This window comes from Herpetosiphon llansteffanensis, assembly GCF_003205875.1.
GTDB lineage: Bacteria > Chloroflexota > Chloroflexia > Chloroflexales > Herpetosiphonaceae > Herpetosiphon > Herpetosiphon llansteffanensis.
In genome coordinates, this window is sequence record NZ_PUBZ01000122.1 from 1 (window position 1) to 22257 (window position 22257).

Sequence of the window (22257 nt, forward strand, 5' to 3'; positions counted from 1 at the left end):
ATTTAGGGGTTGGGGATCGAGGGGCGGGGATCGGGCTTTAACGCAGAGGCGCAGAGAGGAGAAAGTATGAAGGATAAAGGATGAGGGATGAAGGGACGATGGCTTTTGGTTGTTGGCTATTGGCTAGCGGAACATTGATTGACATTTCCAACAATCTCCCATAGCCCAAAGCCCAAAGCCTGTAGCCATCGTCCCTTCGTGCGCTTCGTGTTCTTCGTGGATCAAAACCTGACCCCTTGCCTCCCCAAAAACTCCCATAGCCAAAAAACCTAGAGCCTAGATGTACTGGTTTATCACGTTAACAACCGCCTGATCCCCTCACCCCAACCCCGCTCCCATCCGCTGGGAGAGGGCGGACAGGTTGGGAAATGGGTAGCAATTGCTGTTAGGTCATACCAGTTCCCAATCGTCCACCCCGGGTTACCGTCGTTGCCCATGGCCCATGCAGCGCCGTTCCCGCCAGCGACAGCCCCTCCGCCACCGACGGCATCGCTCCCGTCCAGAGCCACCGCAGCACCCCATACCGCCCTAACCGAAACAGGCTCTCCCGCGCCGCCCATGGGCGGCGCGGCGTTGGCGTTGGCCCACGCGCGGCCAGTACCCCCTGCGCCTCCGCCGTCCCCAGCAGGAGCAGCAGCACCGTCGCGATCGCCATGCCCAGCACCAGCGCCTCCTGCGTCGTCTGGCTCCGCGTGTGGCTCGCCTCCCACTGCCAGCCCGCCGTTTTCCAATCCCGAAACAGTGCTTCGATCGCGTAGCGTCGCCCATAAGCGTGCGCGATCGCCCCAATCGCCGTCAGATTGCTGACCAGCAGCAACGGTTCCGGTGCCGCTGCCGCCCACGTCGCGACCACCGTCACCGTCCGCCAGCCCGCTTTTTTGAAGGCCTGCCCGCGCCGTACTACCCGCTGACCCCGCCCCACCAGCGTGCGGATCGGGACTTCGGTATGGCCCCGCAGCAGCATGCGGGTGTGGCCTTGGACGCGCACGACCCAGCTCCAGCCGTGGGCCGTCACCTGATCGGTGAAGACCGGACAGCCAAAGGCCCGATCGGCGACGACGATGACTGGGGTGGTGGCAGGAATGATCTGGCGGACGCGATCAAGCAGGGTGGCGGTATCGGTCCAGAAGGCGGTGGCGCGCCGGGTGTTGCCGGGATGGAGCACCCAGGCGAGCGGGATGGCGCGTCCGTGATACCAGAGGGCGGCGGTGAGCAGAGTCCACTGGTCGGTGTGGGTGGTTTCATCGATGATGACCGTCACCGGTTCCGCAGGGGTGAACCGCAGGGTGGTGGTGAGGATGGCGCGCTGGAGTGACCACGATAGCTGGGAATCCCGCTAGGTGCGGCGCAATCGACGTTCATGACTGGCGGCATGGGCAGCAGGGGACACGCCAAGGGCACAGCCCCAGGCCACCACGCGGGTGGTGATGGACTGCATGAGCAGGATACTGACGAGCCAATCGGTGAGCCGACGGGCGGTCCAGGGTGACAGGGTGGGCATGGCGGTGGTCAGAATGGTGTTGATCCAGTGGGCAAGGGCTGGTATACGCGGCATACGACCTCGGTTTTGGTCTGGGTTTGGTTTCGTCACCATCCAGTATACCAAACCGAGGTCGTGCTGTATCCGTTGTTTGAGCGTCCCTGTCCGCCCTTAAACCCATCCGCTGGGAGAGGGGCTTTAACAGGCTGGTTCTTGCGTCATTCGTTGGTGAAAACGGTGCTCCCCCTCGCCCGCGTACAGTGGGAGAGGGGGCTGGGGGGTGAGGGAACACGATTGCCAATCCAATGTACCAGTATACCTAGAGCCTAGAGCCTCATCACATCCCTGATCCCTTCTTAGATAGATTATGCGTATAATGATGCTAAGCATGTTTTGTTAAGTTGATTATCTACTATCGAATGTCGTTTTTTGGCGATTGTACTTGTTGGAGGCAAGCCCATGACTACGCGTACCCTTCGGATTGTGCTCCTGCTGGGGTTGTTGCTGCTTTTTTTTGGTGGCTCGTATACTCAAGCACGTGAGCTGCAACGGCCAATGCCCCGACCACAAACCGCACTTGTACCAACAATCTACATCAACCAAAGCTTCGATAGCCCCAATTTTCCACCTGCCAATTGGGCAACGACGATTATTACCGCAACCGATACGCCTGAGCCTGAATGGACGCACGTAACCAGTGCAACTCGACCAACTGCTCAGCCTCATAGTGGTGCGGGCATGGCTCATTTTAATAGCTATTCAACGAGCAATGGCAATGCAGCTCGCTTATCAACGGCATTGACTCCAACCACCACTGTGCTGCGGGCAAGCTTTTGGTATTATCACAGCGCAATTTTTCCAACCTCAGCAGATACGCTGTTGGTTCAAACCAGCAATGATGGCCAAAACTACACCACCCGCGCGAGCTATCCACGCTATCGGGCAACTGATGGCTGGACGCAGTATCAGCTTGATCTGCCATTTGCTAGCGTTGGCCAGCAGTTTTACCTGGGATTTTTGGGCATCAGCGACTTTGGGGCCAATCTCTTAATTGATGATGTGGTGATTCAAGACACGCCGCCGATTGAAATTTTTGGCACGACCAGCAACCAAGGCTGTGCTGGCGATACCTTGCTCTATCCATTAAGTGTGCGTAACAATTATCCCAATTCGCAAACGATCAACCTTAATCTTGCGCCCAGTGCTTGGCCAAGCAGTTTACCATTTAATACGCTGACGATTCCTGCGCAAAGCAGCCGCCCAATTACGGTGAGCGTACGTATTCCGGCGACGGCCCAACCACGCACCAGCGATCAAACGACCTTGCAATTAAGCAACGAATTGGTTGAGCTTAATCAAGCCATTGTGACCAATTGTAGCCTTGGGCATTGGCTTGATCGTGAAGATTCGTTGCTGGCGGCCCGTTATTCAGCGGTGGTAAGTGCCGATGGGGCGCTGTTTCAAATTGGTGGGCAAGGGCCAAATAATAATTCTCCCGCCTTGCCTAACACGTTGCGCTATCAGCCAAATACCGACAGTTGGCAACAACGTGCGCCGCTGCCGATTGCAACCTTTGGCACCGATGCGGCCACGCTGAATGGCGAAATTTATCTAGTGGGCGGTTATCGCAATGGCGGTTCAACCACCACAGGCTTAATTAGCGACCTACAAATTTATTCGCCAACGCTCGATGTTTGGCGCAGCGGCCCAAACCTGCCAACGCCATTGGCCTATTATCAAGCGGCGGTGCTTGCTGGCAAACTATATATTATTGGCGGCTCGAATGGAAACAATGCCTTAGCGAGTGTTTGGATATTTGACCCAGCCAGCCAACAATGGACTGCTGGCCCAGCAATGAGCACGGCGCGGGCGTTCGCCTCTGCTGGGGTGGTAGATAACAAACTCTATATGGCTGGCGGCACGGCGACAATCAGCAACCAAACTGCCTTGGATACGATGGAATTTTATGATCCATCGCTGAATGTATGGCTGGCTGCACCAAACTTGCCACGTCGCCAAATGCAGGGCGGCGATGCCCAGATTCTCGACCGCTTTTTTGTGATTACAACGGGCTATTCGATGCCAGTAGTAGCCTCGAATTCAAGCTTAATTTTCGATCAGCAGACTAACGAATGGTCGGAAGTGCTGCTCAACAGTTCGCGCTATGGAGCAGAAGCAGATAGCATCAACGATACGGTATTTGTGGTTGGTGGTCGTCAATTTGCCAACAATACTTTTACCATGAGCAGCCGCAACGAATCGTTCCAAATTTGTCGTTTTGTGCTGACGACGGCCACGCCAACCCCAACCAATACGCATACCGCCACAGCAACCGTGACCAATTCGCCAACCAACACGCCAACTGCGATAACTTCACCAACCAACACCAATACGCCGACAATCAGCCCAACTCCGACCAACAGTCAAATGCCAACCGCGACCAGCTCGGCAACAATCAGCCTAACCCCGACCAATAGCCAAACGCCAACCATAACAACCACGCCGCCGAGCAGTACGCCAACCCATTCGCCAACCGCGACGCTGAGCCAAACGCCAACAACCTCGGCCACACCGCCGACCAATACGCCGACCGCGACCCAACCGATTGGGTTGCGCAAGGTATTTTTGCCGCTGGTTGGGAATCAAGCACGTTAAGGCTTTTGGCTGAAGGCTATCGGCTATCGGAACACTTTTTAGTAGTGCCAATACTGAAGAAAACTAATAGGCTCTTGCCTATAGCCTATAGCCAATTACCCCTTCGTGTCCTTCGTGCTCTTCATGGATCAATAAACGTAACGCAGAGGATACATGGCTATAGACTCTAGGCTATTGGCTTTTGGGACTATGAATCTGAGCTAATCTGTGGAATCTGTGGCTAAAAAATGTTCTTATTTGATTTCTGAACCCTGATCCCTAGCACCTGATCCCTAAAAACAGGTTGACAATAAAAAGTTACGCATGGTACAGTTTGTGATATGGAGATAACGATTGACGCAATTCAATTGAATCGGCCAGGAGGTAAGAACGATGGATGATTTGATTGAGGATCTACTTGCGCATCCCAAAGTGCTGGAAACCCAAACCCATCTGCACCATGGGATTGCAAAATACGAACATTTAATGCGGGTTACCCGCTATTCATATCGCATTGCCCGTTTGCTCAAAGCCGATGTGCGGGTTTGTACGCGGGCGGCGTTGTTGCACGATATTGATTCGCGCTATGGCACGCTGGAAAACCATGGCGCTGTGGCTGCACGCTGGGCCGAAGAACAAGGCGAAGATTCGGCTGTGTGCCAAGCAATCGTTGGCCATATGTACCCGATTGGCCCCGCTCCAATGACCCGCGAAGGCTGGATTTTGTCGCTGGCCGATAAAGCTGCATCATTGGCCGATTTGACTGCCTACGTACGCGGCTTGGTCAATGGCCGTTCACAAAAGATGAAACGCGATCTGCAAGCCAGCGATCCATTTTATCGCCCACGTCGCAAACCAAAACGCCGCGAACAACTGCGCAAAATGCTCGATATCGATATTAGTTAAATCCAAATAATTGAGCGCTCGATCGAATTGTGTAACAGTTTTGTTGCACAATTTTTGTATTTAAAATGATACTTTTAGCATAGTATGCTTGATTATAGTGCTAGCTTGCTCTCATTTTGAAAGGATTGTAGCTGTGTATACTATTCCAAAAGCCGATAAATTACCTAAAAGGAAATCATTTTTCGGTTTTATAGTGAAAAATACGCTTATTATTTCATTAATTACATCAATTCCATTGGGAATATTGATGGTCTATGTCAATAATTATATTCTATCGATATTTATGTTTGCCTATTATATGTATGTGTATGTTCCCATAGGATTCGTTTTGGTAACTGCGCATAGCTTGTTAACAACATTTTGCATTAAACTTCTTGGCGATAAGAATCGAAAACAATTAACTATTATTTGTACAATTATTGGAATGCTCTTGATAATTGGTGTCTTCCGCTATCGGCCATTTAAACAGCCAGCTTTGGGCGCAGAACTAGTTGTGTTTAGCATGTATTTTGGCGGATTAATCATGCCAGTATTGCTCCAAGTTGGCTCAGTTATTTGGGCTATTTGGCATGATCCAGACCCATGGGATTTGTTGGGTGTTGGCTCGCCCGCTGCATCATGCAATGAGCATACTGTGCTTAAATAGAACTTAATATTTTTGACCGAATCTACGGAGCGGCGTATTATAGCACTATATGCTTGGATCTCAATACGAGCATATCAGTGTTTTAGGAGGATTGAATGATGCGTTTGCTACGTGCGTTCGCGTTGTTGCTATTGGTGGCTGTTTTGGCTCCGCTCGGCTTACAGAGCGGTGTCGTCAAGGCCCAAAATGAGCAACGCACGGTCACAATTTTGGAAACTAGCGATATTCACGGCAATTTGATGGCCTGGGATTACTACACCGGCAAGCCCGCCGAATGGGGTATGACCAAGGTCGCAACCCTGATCAAACAAGAACGGGCGCTCGATCCCAATCTGTTGTTGGTCGATAATGGCGATACGATTCAAGGTACGCCCTTGACCTACTACTACAATGCAATCGACCAAAATGCCGCCCATCCAATGGCTGCGGTGTTTAATGCGCTTAAATATGATGTTGCTTCGTTGGGCAATCACGAATTTAACTATGGCTTGGATGTGCTGAATCGTTATATCAGCCAAGCGCAATACCCAGTGATGAGTGCCAATGTGCGCAAAAGCGATGGCAGCGAAGCCTTCAAGCCCTACGTCATCAAAGATGTGAATGGCGTGAAAGTTGGTTTTTTGGCTTTGACCACGCCAACCGTGCCAACTTGGGAAAAACCAGCCAACATTGCTGGCTTGCAATTCGCCGATCCGGTTGAAATTGCTAAGCAATATGTGCCACAAATTCGTGCCGAAGGGGCCAACATTGTGGTCTTGTTGCAACACACTGGCTGGGAAAAACAGCCTGCTGATGCAACCAAGCCCGAAGCATGGCTGACCGACCCCAGCACATGGCGCGATACTGGTTCGTTGCCAGGCGAAAACGTTTCGATTAAGTTGGCCCAAGAAGTGCCTGGCGTTGATGTCATTTTGACTGGCCACTCGCACTTGAGCGTACCCAAAGCGGTGATCAACAACGTGTTGCTGATCGAGCCATCATACTGGGGCCGCTCGCTGGGCAAGGTTTCGATTACGGTTGAGAAAAATGGCGATAGCTGGAATGTAATCAACAAAGATTCAACCAACATTTCAGTTACCAACGTCGCTGAAGATCAAGAGATCAAAGCGATTGCCCAGCCGTATCACGACCAAACCTTGAGCTACATCAGCCAGCCCGTTGGCACAGCCAGCGCCGAATTTGCTGGCGGCCCCAAGGCTCGTTACCGCGATAGCGCCTTGGCCGATTTGATCAACAACGTGCAAAAGCAAGCAGCTGCTGATGCTGGCTACCCTGTCGATCTTTCATTGGCAGCGATTTTCACCGATGGCGGCATGATTCCCGCAGGCCAAATTACGCTGCGCGATGCCTACAGCATTTATGTTTACGACAATACGCTGTATGTGATGGAAATTAATGGCGATATTCTGCGCCGCGCCTTGGAACGCAATGCCGAATATTTCCGTCAACTTGATCCCAATGCCTTGCCCGACGATCCCAAGGCTGTGGTCAACGATAATGCTCGCGATTACAACTGGGATTTGTACACTGACATCGACTATAGCTACGATTTGACCAAGCCCGCAGGCCAGCGCGTGACCAAACTCCAATTAAATGGCGTTGACATCACACCTGAACAAACCCTGCGGATTGCAATCAACAACTATCGCGCTGGTGGCGGCGGTGGCTTTGCCATGTTCCGCGAAGGCAAGATTTTGTATCAATCGACCAGCGAAATCCGCGATTTGATTGCCGAGTCGGTTAAAAATGCTGGCACAATTGACCCAGCGGTGGTGAATAAGGTCAACTTTACTTTAGTGCCCGATTTGTATGCGCACTACTATGGCAACGCGACTCAACCAAGCGCTACGCCAGTGCCAGCAGCACCAACCGCCACGCCAGCGCCAGGTGTGCCAATTACCTTGCCTGATACCAGCAGCACCCGACCAACCTATGGCTGGGTTTGGGCCTCGGTTGCCATACTCTTGCTCGCTTTGGGCCTGATTGTGCGCCGTAAGTAAGCTCAAAAGGCAAAAATCAAAAGTCAAAAATCAAAAAAGGAGAGAGCAGGAGAAGGTTTTAACGCAGAGGCGCAGAGGAACCGAGGGATGAGGGATGAGGGATGAAGGATGAAGGATGAAGGATGAGGGATGAGGGATGAGGGATGAGGGATGAAATTTAACCGCGAAGAACGCGAAGAGCACGAAGGGGAAATGGCTATGGGCTATATGTCATGGTTCATTGGATGAGCAACGAGGAGCATGCCCTCACCCCCAGCCCCTCTCCCACTGAACGCGGGCGAGGGGAGCCAACTATTTTTTACCCTGCATTGCGGTAGAACCACCGGGTTAAAGCCCCTCTCCCGCGCCACGGGAGAGGGGTTGGGGTGAGGGGATCACGCTGTGGTTAACGTGATACCACTACATATAGCCTATAGCCATTGCACCTTCCTCTGCGCCTCTGCGTTAGTGATTTTGACTTCTGCTTTTTGACTTTCTCCTATGCTCTCTGCTCTCTGTTCTATGCTCTTCGCGCTACACATCCTCGAGCAACAAGCGCAACGAGGCCGCATCGAGGTCTTTTTTATCGAGCAGCGCTACTGCCCCAACCGCCAAGCCACGCCGATGAAACTCACGATCAGGATAGGCGCTGACCAGCAAAACCCGCGTATTTGGCGATTGCTGCTTGATTTGGGCGGCACAGCCAATGCCATCTTCATCGCCCAAGACCACATCGACCAAGGCCAAATCGGGCGCGCGTTGGCTCACTGCTGCCAAGGCTTCTGCTTGATGCGCGGCTTCAACCACAGCACAATTGGGCTGCATTTTGCTAATCATGCGGCTAACGTGTTGGCGATAGCGCACATTATCATCAACAATCAACACATTTAGCGCTTGGCTTGGGACAAGGTTTTGGCTACTGGTTGGCATCATTGGCAATTGTGGGTGTTGCGCTGCATAATGCACAGCCTCCAGCCGACTTTGGACTCCAATTTGGCGATATAAGCGCGTTAGGTGATTTTCGACGGTTTTGACGCTCAGGCCAATGCGACGAGCGATTGCGTGATTATCGTCGCCCTGCTGCAAACACCAGAGCAATTCGCGTTGGCGCGGCGTGAGGCCGCTATCAACCAAGGGCACGCCGCGCATGAGTTTGGAAAGCAAAGGCGTGCAAACCCAGCGCTCGCCAGCAAGCACTCGTTGCAAGGCTAGGCGAATATCGGCCAACGGCTGATCCTTGAGTTGATAGCCATCAACGCCAGCTTGCAACAAACCTTGCACATACACATCGTCGTCGTAGGCGCTGACTACCAGAATCTTGAGCTGCGGATAGTACATGCGAATTTGGCGAATCGTTTGTAACGGCTCGAATTGCGGCATGCTCACATCGATCACCAAGGCATCTGGTTGTAGATCAAGCGCAGCTAAAACCCCTGGGCCATCGCCAACCTCAGCCACAATCTGCACATTGGGCAAATCGCTTAAGGCCGTTGAAATGCCCGCTCGCACCACGGCATGGTCATCAGCGACCACAATTCGGATCTGACGCTCGCCATTGAGTTGCATGAAATTCCTCGCTTTAGGGGAAATCCCCCCATTGAACTAGGGGAAAGACCCTAGGAAGATTGGGGGATTGGGGGGTTTGTTGACCAACGGCTTTGGCGTACACTAGCGTTACATCAGTCAGCACGTAATATCGTGCCATAAGCGGCGTATTTGCGCAACTTAGGCAACCCACCACCAACCAACTATCCAGCATGGCAAAACTACACCTACAGAAAAAAGCAATGGTTCGCTCAGCGTAGCTTTGGTGCTGGTATAGGGCATTGGTGCGCTCCTGCAAGCAGCAGGTTCGGTCGATTTAGTTGGCTTTTTGTTCGGACAACTCGGTATCAATGATGATTGTAGGTCTTAACAGACGAAGGAGTCCACTCTATGAACGTGCGGCGTAGCGCATTCACCTCGCTCTTGCTTGTTCTCCTCTCCGGCGTGATCGCGGCCTGTGGCAGCGAAAGTGCTACCACGGCTCCAACCACGGGCACTGGTGGTACAACCAGCGGTGGCAGCAAAGTTGTGGCATTATTCTTACCAGATGCCAAAACCGCCCGCTATGAAACTGCCGACCGTCCCTATTTCGAAGCCAAAATGAAAGAGCTTTGCCCCGATTGCCAAGTACTTTACAATAACGCCAATCAAGATGCTAACTTGCAATTGCAACAAGCTGAAGCAGCCTTGACCAACGGCGCACAAGTTTTGGTGCTCGACCCAGTTGATTCAGCTGCTGCTGCCTCGATTGCCGACAAAGCCAAAGCCCAAAACGTGCCAGTCATCGCCTACGACCGCTTGATCCTCAACTCAGATGGCGTGAGCTACTACATTTCATTCGACAACGAATCAGTTGGTAAATTACAAGCCCAAAGCTTGGTCGATGAGTTGACCAAACAAGGCATTGCCAACCCAACCATCGTGATGATCAACGGTTCGCCAACCGATAACAATGCCAAATTGTTCAAAGCTGGTGCGCATAGCGTGTTTGATCCATTAGTCAGCGCTGGCAAATTGACGATTGCCAATGAATACGACACCCCAGACTGGAGCCCAGACAAAGCCCAAGACCAAATGCAACAAGCCTTGACCAGCCTTGGCAACAAAGTTGACGGCGTGTATGCAGCCAACGACGGCACTGGTGGCGGCGCAATCGCAGCAATGAAGGCCGGTGGTCTCTCACCATTGCCTCCAGTAACCGGCCAAGATGCAGAATTGGCAGCCATTCAACGGATTTTGGCTGGCGACCAATACATGACCGTCTATAAAGCGATCAAGCCGCAAGCAGAAGCTGCCGCCGAATTGGCCTTCGCCTTGATCAACGGCAAAACCTCCGACAAGGCAACTGGTAAAGTCAACAACGGCAAAATTGATGTTCCTTCAATCTTGCTGACCCCAATTTCAGTTACCAAAGCCAACGTCAAAGACACGATTGTCAAAGACCAATTCCACAAAGTTGATCAGATCTGTGCTGGCGACTTCGCCAAAGCCTGTACTGATGCCGGTATTCAATAGCTAGCCTCTTCGTCGCTGGGTTGGTATGGCTCACAACGCCAACCCAGCGGCCACTCCACTGACCCACAGCAAAAGGAATAGAGTCATGACAGCAACAGAAGCAGCGATGCCTGTCTTGCAATTGCGCCAAGTTAGCAAACGCTTTGGTGCGGTTCAAGCCCTCTCCAACGTCGATTTCGAAGTTTATTCGAATGAAGTGGTGGCGCTAGTTGGCGATAACGGCGCAGGCAAATCGACGCTGATTAAAACCATCGCCGGAGCCTACAAACCAGACGATGGCGATTATATTTTTGAAGGCAAGGTCGTTTCAATTAATAGCCCACGCGATGCTACCGACCTTGGGGTTGAAACGGTCTACCAAGATTTGGCCTTGTGCGATAATCTCGATGTAGTTTCCAACCTCTACCTGGGCCGCGAAAATGTGCGGCGCAGCGGCCTCAAAGCCATGGATTTGTTGAATGAAACCGAGATGGAGCGTCGAGCAACTGAAGTGCTGCGTGATCTCAGCGTCAAAATTCCTAGTGTGCGGGTGCAAATTGCCAATCTTTCTGGTGGTCAACGCCAATCGGTGGCCGTTGCCCGCTCGGTAATGTGGAACTCCAAAGTTGTCTTGCTCGATGAGCCAACCGCTGCGCTGGGCGTTGAGCAAACCCGCCAAGTCAAAGATTTGATTTTGCGTTTGCGCGAACGTGGCTTGGGCGTAGTCGTGATTAGCCATAATGTTGCTGATGTATTTGAAGTATCCGATCGAATTATTGTGATGCGGCTGGGGCGGCGGGTTGCGACCTTCCACACAGCGCGCAGCACCAACGAACAAGTGATTGGCGCGATTACCGGGGCAATGCTGCCCGCCAATGCCTATGGAGAAGCTGAATGATGAAGACCCAACCAACCAATCTCGCTGCTGCGCCAAACAACTGGCGTGAAGCATTAGCAGAACGCTTTCGCCAAGGCAATTTAGGTTCGCTGCCAGTCATTATTGGCTTGATTATTATTGCGATTGTGTTTCAAAGCATCAACAAAAACTTTCTGACCCCGCTTAACCTGACCAACTTGATGGTCCAAATTGCCGCAATGGGCACAATTTCAACTGGGGTTGTGCTGATTTTGCTGCTTGGCGAGGTCGATCTTTCGGCGGGCCAGGTGAGCGGCTTGGCTGCAGCAGTGATGGCGGTGTTCGTTTCGCGGCATAATTTGCCTGCTGGCGTAGCGATTGTTGGCGCGATTGTTGTTGGGGCGCTGGTTGGCCTGTTGCAAGGCTGGTGGATCTCCTCCTTCCGTGTGCCCTCGTTCGTGGTGACCTTGGCAGGCTTGCTTGCTTGGCAAGGGGCGCGCTTACGGGTGCTTGGCGACACTGGCAGCATCAACATCACCAACAAATTCATTATTGATATTGCCAACTTTCGGCTGCCAATTTGGCTGGGCTGGGTGTTTGGCGTGATTGGTGTGGTTGTCTATGCCCTGATTGTATTCAACGAATATCGCAGCCGCCGTGCTGCCGAATTGCCAGTTGGCTCGTTGAATGGCGTGTTATGGCGGGTTGGTGTGGTTGGGGCCAGCGTTTTGGCTGGGGTAGCGATGATGAGCGTCAACCGCAATGCCAATGCTGCTGGGATTCCAATTCAAGGTGTGCCAACCGCAGTCATCATCTTTATGACCTTTTTGATTATCTTCGATTTTATTACTCAACGCACGCGCTTTGGCCGCTATGTCTATGCAGTTGGTGGCAATACTGAGGCTGCTCGCCGCGCAGGGATCAACGTCAATCGCATTCGGATTACAATTTTTATGCTGGCTTCGGCGTTGGCAGCCTGTGGCGGGATTTTGGCAGCTTCGCGTTTGAACGCTGCCAATCAATCATCGGGCGATGGCGATGTGCTGTTGAACGCAATTGCGGCAGCGGTCATTGGCGGCACGAGTTTGTTTGGCGGGCGGGGCCGCATTTGGTCGGCGTTGCTGGGCGCACTGGTGATTGGGGCAATTGCCAACGGCATGGATTTGCTGGCGCTTAAATCATCGATCAAATTTATTGTGACTGGCGCTGTGTTGTTGCTGGCAGTTACGATCGATGCTGCGTCACGGGCGCGCCGCGAAAACAGCGGACGTTAGATCCAAACTCAATTATTGTAAATCCCCTCACCCCCTAACCCCCTCTCCCACTGCACGCGGGCGAGGGGGAGTCATAATACAAAGTACGCAAGAACTAAGGTGTTAAAGCCCCTCGCCCACGCCACGGGAGAGGGGTTGGGGTGAGGGGGCAATACTAATCCCTCGTCCCTGAATCCTGACCCCTAATCTGAGCAATCTGTGCCAATCTGTGGCTAAAATAATCATTCGTGCAATTCGTGTAATCTGTGGCTAAAAAATGTGTTTTGTAGTTCCATGCTAAAGTGCTGATAGCAGATTTATCAGCGAGTGAATGTATGAGCACAGAATTTTTGAGCGCAATTTATCAAACCCTCAAGCAAGTGCCCACTGGCCGAATTGTAAATTATGGGCGTTTGGCGCTAGCGGCGGGCTATCCTGGCTATGCGCGGGCTGTTGGCAAAGCGCTACACTCGTTGGATGAGCAATATCCTGATGTGGCGTGGTGGCGCGTGGTCAATCGCGAGGGCCGAATTTCGACCAATTGCCCAGTACATACGGCGATTGAGCAACGTCAGCGCTTAGAGGCCGAGGGCATCGAGTTTGATGATCGCGGCTATATTAGCTGGCAGCGTTACGGTTGGCTGGAAACCAGCGAGCTTGAGTTTTGAACTATCCCTCACCCCAACCCCTCTCCCACGCGGCGGGAGAGGGGCTTAAAATGGTGGTTCTTGCGTAATTCGTCAACGAAACACGGATGCTCCCCCGTGTCCAGTAGGAGAGGGGGCTGGGGGTGAGGGAGTGACTTCCTTATTTTACCAATACTACGCCTGATTGAGCTGCAACAGGCACGGTTAGTTGGCCGTTACTAACGGTGTAACTGCCACCATTCAATCGATCGGTCAACACTGTGCCATTGGCTAAGTGGCTCACATTGACGGTGGCGCTTTGATTGGTAGTGCCGTTATTGAGCACAACGACCGCTTCTTGCGTGCCCTTCCAACGGCGATAGCCATACAATTTGCTCGCGTCATTGACCAGCAAGGTTGCAACATCGCCGCTGCTAAGCACTGGGTAGCTGCGACGTAGGCCGATTAATTTTTTGAAATGAGCATACATCGCTGTATCTGGGCTGCCGCCTTTATCAGCCCATGGATAGGTCCGGCGGTTGTCGGGATCGCCGCCACCAGTCACCCCAACTTCATCGCCATAATACACCGATGGCGCACCAGGCAAGGTCATTTGCAACAACACCATCAATTTCATGCGGGCTTTATCGTCGTTGAGCAAACGCAAGGCGCGAGTTGAATCGTGCGAACTGACCAAGTTCATCATGCCAAACCATGGTGTGGCGGGCATTTGGGCACGAAAAGCATTGTAGCTGCTGTCGAATGAGCTAGGTGCATTGCCATTGGCAAAGCTCACCGCCCAATCGCGGAAACAATAATTCATCACCGAATCAAGCTCGTTTTGGTTGAGATAGGCGCGATACAAGCCCCAATCACAGCCGCCAGTCACCTCGCCAAGCAATAAACTTTCGCTATCGCCATAGCCATTTTTAACGTAGGGCCGCATATCGCTCCACCAAGCGTGGGTGATGTCTTGGGCTACATCGAAGCGCCAGCCTGCAATCCCACGTTCGAGCCAGAAACGGGTAACCGATGTGCCATTCGGGCTTTGGGCGCTGCCATCGCGATAGAAGAATTGCTTAACTGGGTCGTTTTCGATAAATTCGGGAATGGTCTCATATCCATACCAACCCTTCCAGCCCCAGCTGCCAGCACATGGATACGCGCCGCTTGTGCCAGCCGAGCCTTGGGTAAACCAGCTGCGATAGGGCGATGAAGCCGATTCGCACGCGCCGTTGATGCCTGTCCAGCGGTCGGTTTTGTAGCCCGGGTAGCCTTGCAGATAAATGCTATCCATGCCAGCGTGGTTGAACACGCCATCGAGAATCACTTTGAGTCCTTTGGCATCGGCGGCGGCAATCATCTCGTCGAATTTTGCCAAATTGCCGAAGCGTGGGTTGATGCCATAATAATCGTTGGTATCGTAGCCATGGTTCGATGAAGCATCAAAAATTGGGTTGAGATACAACACATTTACGCCCAAATCGTTGAAGTAACCAGCATTAATTTTATCGACGATGCCTTGTAAGTCGCCGCCATAAAAATCGATGCCATAGCCAGGCGTGGTTGGGGTTTCGTTCCAATTGCTGTGAATCGAGGCCAGACAGTTGGGTGCGCCAGCGCCACTATACCCATTGCAGGTATTGGGGCCATACACGCGCACGTTGTTAAAATTATTTGTGCTATCGCCATCGCGGAAGCGGTCGGGGAAAATTTGATAGATGACTGCATCTTGCAGCCATGTTGGCACTGCATAATCTTGGGGTGGTGCTGGCACAGTGCCCAATTTCCACGAACGATCAATCGCCGTTGCACTCCAAACGCCCGGGCCAGTGTTGCTGGTATTGGCAACCACATAATAGCCAAGCGTCGCGCCATCGTTGAGCTTGAATTGATACCACTGATCGCTTGAGCTGCTGGGCGCTGGCACGCTGGCCTGCCAGATGGCGTAGGTTCCATCATTGCTGACCACGCTCAATGGATAGTTGAATGATGGCTGACTATATGGCGCGCCAGTTAACCACACCGACAAACTTACGGCACTAACATCATTGCTACAGGTGCGTAAGCGAATGCTGGCTGATTGACCTGCTTGCAGCGAACCAAGCGGATCGCGGTAGACGCTATTGGTGCTATCGTGGTAAACCGCGCTGCTGATGATGGTATTGTTGCCGACCGCTGCGCCGCTACAAACACCAGTTGGCGTTGCTGAAACCGTTGGGATTGGCGTATTGGTTGCGGTTGAGGTTGGCGTGCGCGATGGCGTTGCAACCACGGTTGGCGTTTTGGTTGCGGTCGCGCTTGGAGTTGGCGTGCGCGTTGCAGTTGGGGCAATCGTTGGCGTGGCAGTTGGATTCGTTCCACTTTGGACAGTATAACTATAATCGTCGGGATCGTAATTTGTGCCGCGCACATGCTGGCCGCGTGGATTAACGTACGTGCCATTTTGGGCTTTGAGCAGCGCCAAAACGCTGCCATCGTAAACCCGAACCCGATAATAAACCGTTGTACCTGCGGCTTGGGCTGGAATTGTGCCGCGCCACAGATCGTAACTGGTGTTGGCGGTATTGCGGAAGTTGGCGCTGAGGGTTTTGATTTTGGTCATTGCCACCAGCTGCTCGCTACCGTTCCAATAGCGAATTTGGGCACTGGTCAAATCACCAGCCAGCGCCAGAATCGAAATTTGGACATTGGTAGTTGAAACAATCGTGCCATTGCTCGCCCCTTGTTGAAAGCTAAAACTTTCGCCTGGCACAAGCTTGGTGCGTGGGTTGGCGTTGGGAGCAGCATGATACAGCTCATCCCAATGCACATTATTATCACCAGCAGCGACCGACTTAGGAGTTGGCAGCAATGCCAAAACCAACAGCACCAACACGAGCAATCCGCCAAATCGTTTGTTTCGCATGAATGACTCCGTTTACAACGTTGTTAGAGTATTTGTCGAGAAACACCAACGTTTCAATAGGAGCCGTGCGCCAAATTTTAGGCACACCAAACCTAGCGTCGAGCGCTCGGCTGCCTATGCTCCCTGTTGGTGCTCGCAACGATGGCGGCCTAGACCATCCTCACAACAACCAACAGAGCCTCACCATTGAGCGGTGCAAAACGGGGTATCGCGCTGGCTAGGCCAGCGACAATACCCCGACACCATTATCGGTATTCAATTAGCGGGCGAGAATGAGAGTTAGTTTGTTCGTCCAACGACTGGCAGGAAGATTTTGAAGCCTTCGCGACCAACCGTGAAGCGCACAACGTAGCGTTGTTGCATTGGCGATGGATCACCAATGACCCGCCGAACATTGAATGCAGTTAGCGTGTAGGTTCCGTTTGGCAGTGGTGCTGCGGGGATGAAGCTGAAGGTTGTAGGGCTGGTAGCGACCACTGTTCCAGCGACGGGCTGATTTTGGGCGTTGGTCAAGACCAAGACGTTGCTAATTGGCATGGTTGCCGTAACAGCTTGCGACCATGTGATTGAGATATTGGCGTTTGGCGCAACCTCAACCGCGTTATTGGCAATTGAGCTGCTGCTGACCAAGGGGTCTCGCCACGCTTGGACAGCCTTGCGGTTGTCGTCGCCAGTGCCCCAATTTGTATTCGTATCGTTCACGATGAAATGGCCGTCGTTGCCATATTCAATTGTGACGCGGCGATTGTTGAAGCCTTCGATCGTGCCCCACGATTCGACTCGTTCCCACGTGCCACGCGTGTATTTGTAATCCAAGATCGTGCCTTCGAGAATTGGCTTGCTAAATTCCCAAGTATCGGTCAGCACCCGTTGCAAAATTTGGCCATTGGCCGACCAAGCGCCGTTGAAGACTGCGCCATCGTTGCCAGCGATATACACGCTTTCGTTGCTTGGCGTTTCGACTGGCACTTTGACGCGGAAGGTCACATCGACAACCCGTTGCTCGGCGCGAATATCGACGCTATTCGAGAAGCCCGATTGATTGAACGAGCCGTCGAGCGCCTTCAATTGGTAGGTGTAGGTAATACCTGCGGTTACCTCAGTATCGGTGAAGATTGTAGTTGGGTGCAATACCGAGGCAATCGCGTTGCCATCGCGATACACATCGTAGCGATAGGTATCGTTTGAGCTTGAAACATCCCAGCCAATCACGATTTGAGCGGCTGAGCGCCGGATTTCGTGCAAATTGAGTGGTGCACTTGGCGCGGTGGTATCGCTGCTTGCTTGAACAACCAGACTGGCTGCCTGGGCTGGTGAGTAGCCATTATCCGAGCCATCAAGATCAGCGTAAATCCAACTTGTGCCGCCATCGGTGCTATAGCGATAGGCCACATCGAACGTGCCAATGCTGGTTGGTAGCAGATTGCCGACAAATTCGTCGTTATTGCCAACTTGCACATTGAAACTGGTATCAAACCACTGCCAGCTAGCAGCGCTTGGCTGCGAGCCATCGGGGCCATAGCCAACTTCGGCCAGCAAGCTCGGCGTTGCGCCAGCTTCGCTGGTGACACCTTCGATGTAAACCTGACCATAAATGTTGGTCGTTGGGTTGGTGATGCTGATCGTGTGGTTGATCAGGCTAGGGAATTGTAAATTCGACCAGTTGATTGTATAGAATGGCAAGCCCGAAGCTTCGTTGCTGGCGGCGCTTTCCAAGCCATTGCGTACAGCTTTGACCACGTAGTAGTAGCGTTGGCTTGGCGTTAGGCCAGCATCGCTAAAGTTGGTAGTGGTTGTGTTGCCAATCAACTCGTAGCCACCACCGCTAACAAATGAGCGATAGAGATTGTAGCTTTGAGCCGTTGCCACACTATTCCAGCCAAGATCGATGCTTTGTGACAATTGGTTGGTCACTTGCAAGTTGGTTGGCGCAGCAGGCGCGCTCATATCAACGCTATCAGGAGTCAACCAAATGCCAACGCTTTGTGGTGCAACGCTGAAGGTATAGGTTGTAACATCGGTTGCTGGCAACAAGCCAGTTTGGCTCAATGGCATGGTGCGGGTCAGCACGGTGCCTGTTGGCACGTAGCCAGCCAAATTCAACTCGACCGTATGCGCTTGGCTATCGCGGTTGAACACCACAATTGCTGCGCCATTTTCGTCTTTGCGGCCATATGCCAAGACTTTGTTGGCATCGTCGGCGCTCATCACATCGAACGAGCCAGTGCGCAAGAAGCTGTAGTCGCGGCGCAATTGGCCAAGCCGTTGGTAGGTCGCCAACAAATTGGTGTCTGCTTTGCGCCATTCTGGTAAGCTGTTGTAGCCTGCTTGGTCAGTCCATGGGTATGGTTGGCGGTTGTATGGATCGTCGCGTGGAACATCGAAGCCATAGCCGGTCAAGCCAACTTCATCGCCATAATAGATGGTTGGCGCGCCTGGCAAGGTCATTTGCAAGGCTGCAACCAACGACAAACGATGGCGAGCATCAACAAAATTATCGACTGGTTGGCGATCGTAGCCCTCGCCAGTAAAGCCAAATTCGTTCAGCACATGCACGGCCCGATTGGTATCGTGGCTGTCGATCAAGTTCATTGCTGAATTGTAGGCTGGCTCTGGATAATCCTCGCGGATGGTTTCAAAGCTGTTGACAAATTGGCTTGGCAAAAGCGGATCGATCTCTTGGCCACCGTCGCCATCGACCCAGCGGGTATCGCGCAAGAAGCCCAACACCGCGCGGCGATAGCGATAGTTCATGGTGCTATCGAATTCATCGCCAAGCACCCGATCGCGCACATCGCCTTCGCTCCAGGTTTCGGAGTAGAGCACAGAATCGGGATTGGCGGCTTTCATCACGTCGCGCCATGTTTCAAAGAAGGTTGGGTTGACCCCAATCACATCGGGGACAACGTCGATGCGCCAGCCGTCTGCTTTGTTTTCGCCATCGACCCAGTAGCTGGCGGTGTTGGTTGGCAAATTGGGGTTGCCGCCAGGCGTGCCAAACCAATAGGCCAGCACTTCTGGGTGGTTGGTGTTGATTTGGGGCAGGGTTGCTACGCCAAACCAACCGCGATAGTTGGTATCGCCAGCACAAACGCCAGTGCCTGGCTCGGCAGCTTGCTCAAAGAAGAACCACGATCGATATGGGCTATTGACGCTTTCGCATGCGCCAACTTCAGCGTGGCGGCCAAAGCGATCGAAGAATGGGCTATCGCTGCTGACGTGATTTGGCACGCCGTCGAGCACCACGGTCATGCCCCGATCGTGCGCATCTGCGACCAAGGCATCGAATGCTGCTTGGCCACCAAACGCTGGGTCAACCGTGCGATAGTTGCGGCCATCGTATTTGTGGTTGGATGGGCTATCGAAAATTGGGTTGAGATAGAGCGTGGTTACGCCCAAATCTTGCAAATAACCGAGTTTATCTTGGACCCCGTTCAAGTCGCCGCCATACATGGTGCTGCTATAGGTCGACCACCATGGGTTGCTTGGGTCGGTGAATGGCTCTGGATCAGGCACAATTGAGTTCCACGGCGTGACTGGGAAGCGATGGCCTCGCTCGGTTGGGTAGAACCAGCCGCGCCCGGGATAGGTCGTGTCGGTTGCTACAGCAGTTGGGTCGTTGCCAGCATCGCCATTGCGGAAGCGCTCGACGAAAATTTGATAAATTGTGGCATTTTGCGCCCATTCAGGCGTGGTAAACGCTGGGTCATAGATGTAGATGTTCCATGAGCGATCAGCGCTGGTGTTGACCACCTCACCTAAACCACCATCGAACAAGCTATCATCTTCATAAAAGACGGTTGTACTGCCATCTTCGATGATGAAACGGTAGTAGACCACACCCAGCACGGTTTGGGCTGGCATGATGTATTCCCAATAATCGTAGCTTTCATCGCTAGCAACTTTGGTCATACGTTGAATGCTTTGGCCGTTGTTGGCGGTGTAATACAAGCGAATGCGTGCTTGATTGATGTCGTGAGCAGCGGTGCGCAAGCGCAATTTGACCGCTTGGTTGAGCGGAGCAGCACCGAATGGCACGCGATAGAGCGATTCGCGGCTGTGATGTTCGATTGCATCGCGATTAATCAATCCATCACCGATGATGGAATCGGGAATTTGGCCATCGCCTTGGGGCGTAATTGCTACGCGGCCAGTGCGATTATCCAAATAAAACACGACAGTTTCATTCAATGTGGTCGTCGTAAAACTAATTGGTGCAGGATCACCCGCATCGAATACCCGACCTTGGGCATTGTATTGCTCTGTCCACGAGCCAGTACGGAAGAATTTGGCAGTGTGAGTATTAGGCGTTGCAATCGTATAGCGCAACACAAATTGGTTGGGTGCAATTTGGGTCAGCTTCGTAGCAGGATCAGCATTATTCCAACCACCGATTTGGAAACTGCCTGCTACAGTGAAATTGTTTGAAGAATCGAGTGCATTAACGATATTTTGGCTTGGCAGCAAATCCCAGCCAGCATCATTTGTATGATTGTTGCTATCAAACAACAATTTCACAGTTTGGCTGGGCTGGGTGGTGTAGATCCACGCGTTGGCTGCTGGAAATTGTGGGTTGGAAGAACAATTGCTAACCTTCCATTGATATGTGCCAGCGGTTGGAATAACCACGTCGCGGCTAAACACGCCGTCGCCGCTTAGCAAGTCACCTTGAGTTGCATTATCAACCAATGGGCTGCCAGCAGTTTCCCAAACTGGATTTTGGTAGTCGCCAGGCGCACACCAAGGGCCGGTGTTACCAGCAGTTTGCGGGCGAATCGTCAAGCGACTGGTGTTGGTATCAAGCAAAAACGTTACTTTTTGGTTGGCTTGGGTGGTGGTAAAGCTAATGTTGCCTTGATCGACAGCACGGCCAAGAGCAGTATATTGTGCTCCCCAATCGTTAGTATGGCTTACTTTGGCTTCGTGATCTCCAGCGTTTGGCACGGTGTAGACCAACGAATACCAGCCGTTGCCAATGTTGGTCATGGCTGTGGTTGGATCTATATTGTTGAAATCACCTTGGAATGAGCCAACAACTGTCCAATTGGCAAAACCTGAATCGTAGGCATGAATAATATTGCTGCTAGGCAGGCCATGATTGCCAGCATTGCTGCTGTAGTTGTTGGTATCGAGGGTTAATTTGACCGTTTGATTGGCTTGGGTTGTGTTCATCCAAGCATTAGGCCCATTGGGAACCCATGCTGAGCCGCCACAAACCACGGCCTTCCATCCAGAGCGGCCAGCTGCTGCAACTACAACATCACGGGAGTAAATGCCGTCGCCAGCGACTAAATCGCCGTTGAGACCTTCGTCGTTGGCATGGGTTGTGGTTGTGCTCCAGTCTTGGAATTCACCAGCGAAACACCAATCAACTTGCGCATTGGAAACAGTTGGAGCGTTGGTGGCCAAATCAACCTTGGTGGGTTGAGCGGCAACCACGGGAGTTTGAGGACTAAGCGTGGGGATCATTAACGCCAATAGCATACTGATCAGCAGCATTCGGCTAATCAGGCTCCGACGATGGGCTGTGTCACGCATGGACGGCTCCTTTGGTAAGGGTTTTATCTGAACTACGTTGTCCTTGATTTGTTGCGTCGTCAAACAAACTTTAGCGGTGCAGCGATCATAGCCTACTGCCAATACTTTGTCAACTGAACGAACGAGGTTTTAAATAAAGTAAAAGTGTTTACGATGAAATATTATTTGCATCAATACAAAGGGATAAAATAGTCACGAGTGATAGCTATTTTTGCTATTTAATGTGAATAAGCAGCCACTAAAATTGCCATGATTTTGGCTATAGCTTGGAATGTTTCACGTGAAACGTTAATTGAATTGCGAAGCATACGAAGGGCACGAAGGCTATAGGCTATGAGCTATTGGGGTATTGTTTGAAATCACAATACGTATTTTTTAGCCACAGATTGGCA

The 22257-nt window shown here is 52.2% G+C and carries 13 protein-coding genes; 8 read left to right on the forward strand and 5 right to left on the reverse strand.

Translation table 11 applies throughout. From position 1 onward, the window contains the following. Positions 1 to 385: 385 nt before the first annotated feature. Together C5S61_RS19520 and C5S61_RS27350 are read right to left on the reverse strand one after the other, a co-directional pair. Positions 386 to 1261 carry a transposase gene (locus C5S61_RS19520; RefSeq protein ID WP_240614538.1) on the reverse strand — a complete coding sequence of 292 codons (876 nt, stop codon included), beginning with the start codon at positions 1259 to 1261 and terminating at the stop codon, positions 386 to 388. Between the two features lie 75 nt (positions 1262 to 1336). Continuing rightward, positions 1337 to 1555, reverse strand: coding sequence for a hypothetical protein (locus C5S61_RS27350; RefSeq protein ID WP_240614539.1), 219 nt, complete (start codon positions 1553 to 1555; stop codon positions 1337 to 1339). Positions 1556 to 1939: 384 nt separating this feature from the next. Between C5S61_RS27350 and C5S61_RS19525 the strand changes: the two genes are divergently transcribed. The 4 genes from C5S61_RS19525 (at position 1940) to C5S61_RS19540 (ending at position 7666) form a co-directional block, all read left to right on the forward strand. Further along, positions 1940 to 4135 (forward strand): Kelch repeat-containing protein, encoded by a 2196-nt coding sequence (locus tag C5S61_RS19525; protein WP_110517717.1) that lies wholly within the window; start codon positions 1940 to 1942, stop codon positions 4133 to 4135. A 372-nt stretch (positions 4136 to 4507) separates the two neighbouring features. Next, positions 4508 to 5020 (forward strand): HD domain-containing protein, encoded by a 513-nt coding sequence (locus tag C5S61_RS19530; RefSeq protein WP_110517719.1) that lies wholly within the window; start codon positions 4508 to 4510, stop codon positions 5018 to 5020. A gap of 133 nt (positions 5021 to 5153) precedes the next feature. Continuing rightward, positions 5154 to 5666: a hypothetical protein gene (locus tag C5S61_RS19535; RefSeq protein ID WP_124033472.1), complete on the forward strand. Its 513-nt coding sequence runs from the start codon at positions 5154 to 5156 to the stop codon at positions 5664 to 5666. A 95-nt stretch (positions 5667 to 5761) separates the two neighbouring features. Further along, entirely contained in the window at positions 5762 to 7666 is a 1905-nt protein-coding gene (locus C5S61_RS19540) for a bifunctional metallophosphatase/5'-nucleotidase (RefSeq protein WP_240614540.1), read from the forward strand. Positions 7667 to 8179: 513 nt separating this feature from the next. Here the strand turns inward: C5S61_RS19540 and C5S61_RS19545 are convergent. Further along, on the reverse strand, positions 8180 to 9211 hold the full coding sequence (locus C5S61_RS19545; RefSeq protein WP_110517723.1) for a response regulator transcription factor: 1032 nt from the start codon (positions 9209 to 9211) through the stop codon (positions 8180 to 8182). A 369-nt stretch (positions 9212 to 9580) separates the two neighbouring features. On the opposite strand from C5S61_RS19545, the gene C5S61_RS19550 reads away from it, so the two are divergent. From C5S61_RS19550 to C5S61_RS19565, 4 genes are all read left to right on the forward strand, one after another. Next, the gene (locus C5S61_RS19550; RefSeq protein ID WP_110517725.1) at positions 9581 to 10705 is read left to right on the forward strand and encodes a sugar ABC transporter substrate-binding protein; all 1125 of its coding nucleotides are present in this window, start codon (positions 9581 to 9583) and stop codon (positions 10703 to 10705) included. A gap of 85 nt (positions 10706 to 10790) precedes the next feature. Next, entirely contained in the window at positions 10791 to 11582 is a 792-nt protein-coding gene (locus tag C5S61_RS19555; protein ID WP_110517727.1) for an ATP-binding cassette domain-containing protein, read from the forward strand. Further along, a complete protein-coding gene (locus C5S61_RS19560) occupies positions 11579 to 12814 on the forward strand; it encodes a sugar ABC transporter permease (RefSeq protein WP_110517729.1) in 1236 nt (411 codons plus the stop codon). The genes C5S61_RS19555 and C5S61_RS19560 overlap by 4 nt, the downstream gene beginning before the upstream one ends. A gap of 314 nt (positions 12815 to 13128) precedes the next feature. Continuing rightward, positions 13129 to 13461 (forward strand): MGMT family protein, encoded by a 333-nt coding sequence (locus C5S61_RS19565; protein WP_054536200.1) that lies wholly within the window; start codon positions 13129 to 13131, stop codon positions 13459 to 13461. A gap of 139 nt (positions 13462 to 13600) precedes the next feature. On the opposite strand, the gene C5S61_RS19570 is transcribed toward C5S61_RS19565, so the two are convergent. Then, entirely contained in the window at positions 13601 to 16327 is a 2727-nt protein-coding gene (locus C5S61_RS19570; RefSeq protein WP_110517731.1) for a glycoside hydrolase family 13 protein, read from the reverse strand. Positions 16328 to 16606: 279 nt separating this feature from the next. Next, positions 16607 to 21865 (reverse strand): alpha amylase N-terminal ig-like domain-containing protein, encoded by a 5259-nt coding sequence (locus C5S61_RS19575; protein ID WP_110517733.1) that lies wholly within the window; start codon positions 21863 to 21865, stop codon positions 16607 to 16609. Positions 21866 to 22257 lie beyond the last annotated feature (392 nt).

Coding starts and splice junctions, on each gene's coding strand:
- C5S61_RS27350 (WP_240614539.1), bottom strand. CDS start 1,555: ATGCCGCGTATACCAGCCCTTGCCCACTGGATCAACACCATTCTGACC.
- C5S61_RS19525 (WP_110517717.1), top strand. CDS start 1,940: ATGACTACGCGTACCCTTCGGATTGTGCTCCTGCTGGGGTTGTTGCTG.
- C5S61_RS19530 (WP_110517719.1), top strand. CDS start 4,508: ATGGATGATTTGATTGAGGATCTACTTGCGCATCCCAAAGTGCTGGAA.
- C5S61_RS19540 (WP_240614540.1), top strand. CDS start 5,762: ATGATGCGTTTGCTACGTGCGTTCGCGTTGTTGCTATTGGTGGCTGTT.
- C5S61_RS19545 (WP_110517723.1), bottom strand. CDS start 9,211: ATGCAACTCAATGGCGAGCGTCAGATCCGAATTGTGGTCGCTGATGAC.
- C5S61_RS19550 (WP_110517725.1), top strand. CDS start 9,581: ATGAACGTGCGGCGTAGCGCATTCACCTCGCTCTTGCTTGTTCTCCTC.
- C5S61_RS19555 (WP_110517727.1), top strand. CDS start 10,791: ATGACAGCAACAGAAGCAGCGATGCCTGTCTTGCAATTGCGCCAAGTT.
- C5S61_RS19560 (WP_110517729.1), top strand. CDS start 11,579: ATGATGAAGACCCAACCAACCAATCTCGCTGCTGCGCCAAACAACTGG.
- C5S61_RS19565 (WP_054536200.1), top strand. CDS start 13,129: ATGAGCACAGAATTTTTGAGCGCAATTTATCAAACCCTCAAGCAAGTG.
- C5S61_RS19570 (WP_110517731.1), bottom strand. CDS start 16,327: ATGCGAAACAAACGATTTGGCGGATTGCTCGTGTTGGTGCTGTTGGTT.
- C5S61_RS19575 (WP_110517733.1), bottom strand. CDS start 21,865: ATGCGTGACACAGCCCATCGTCGGAGCCTGATTAGCCGAATGCTGCTG.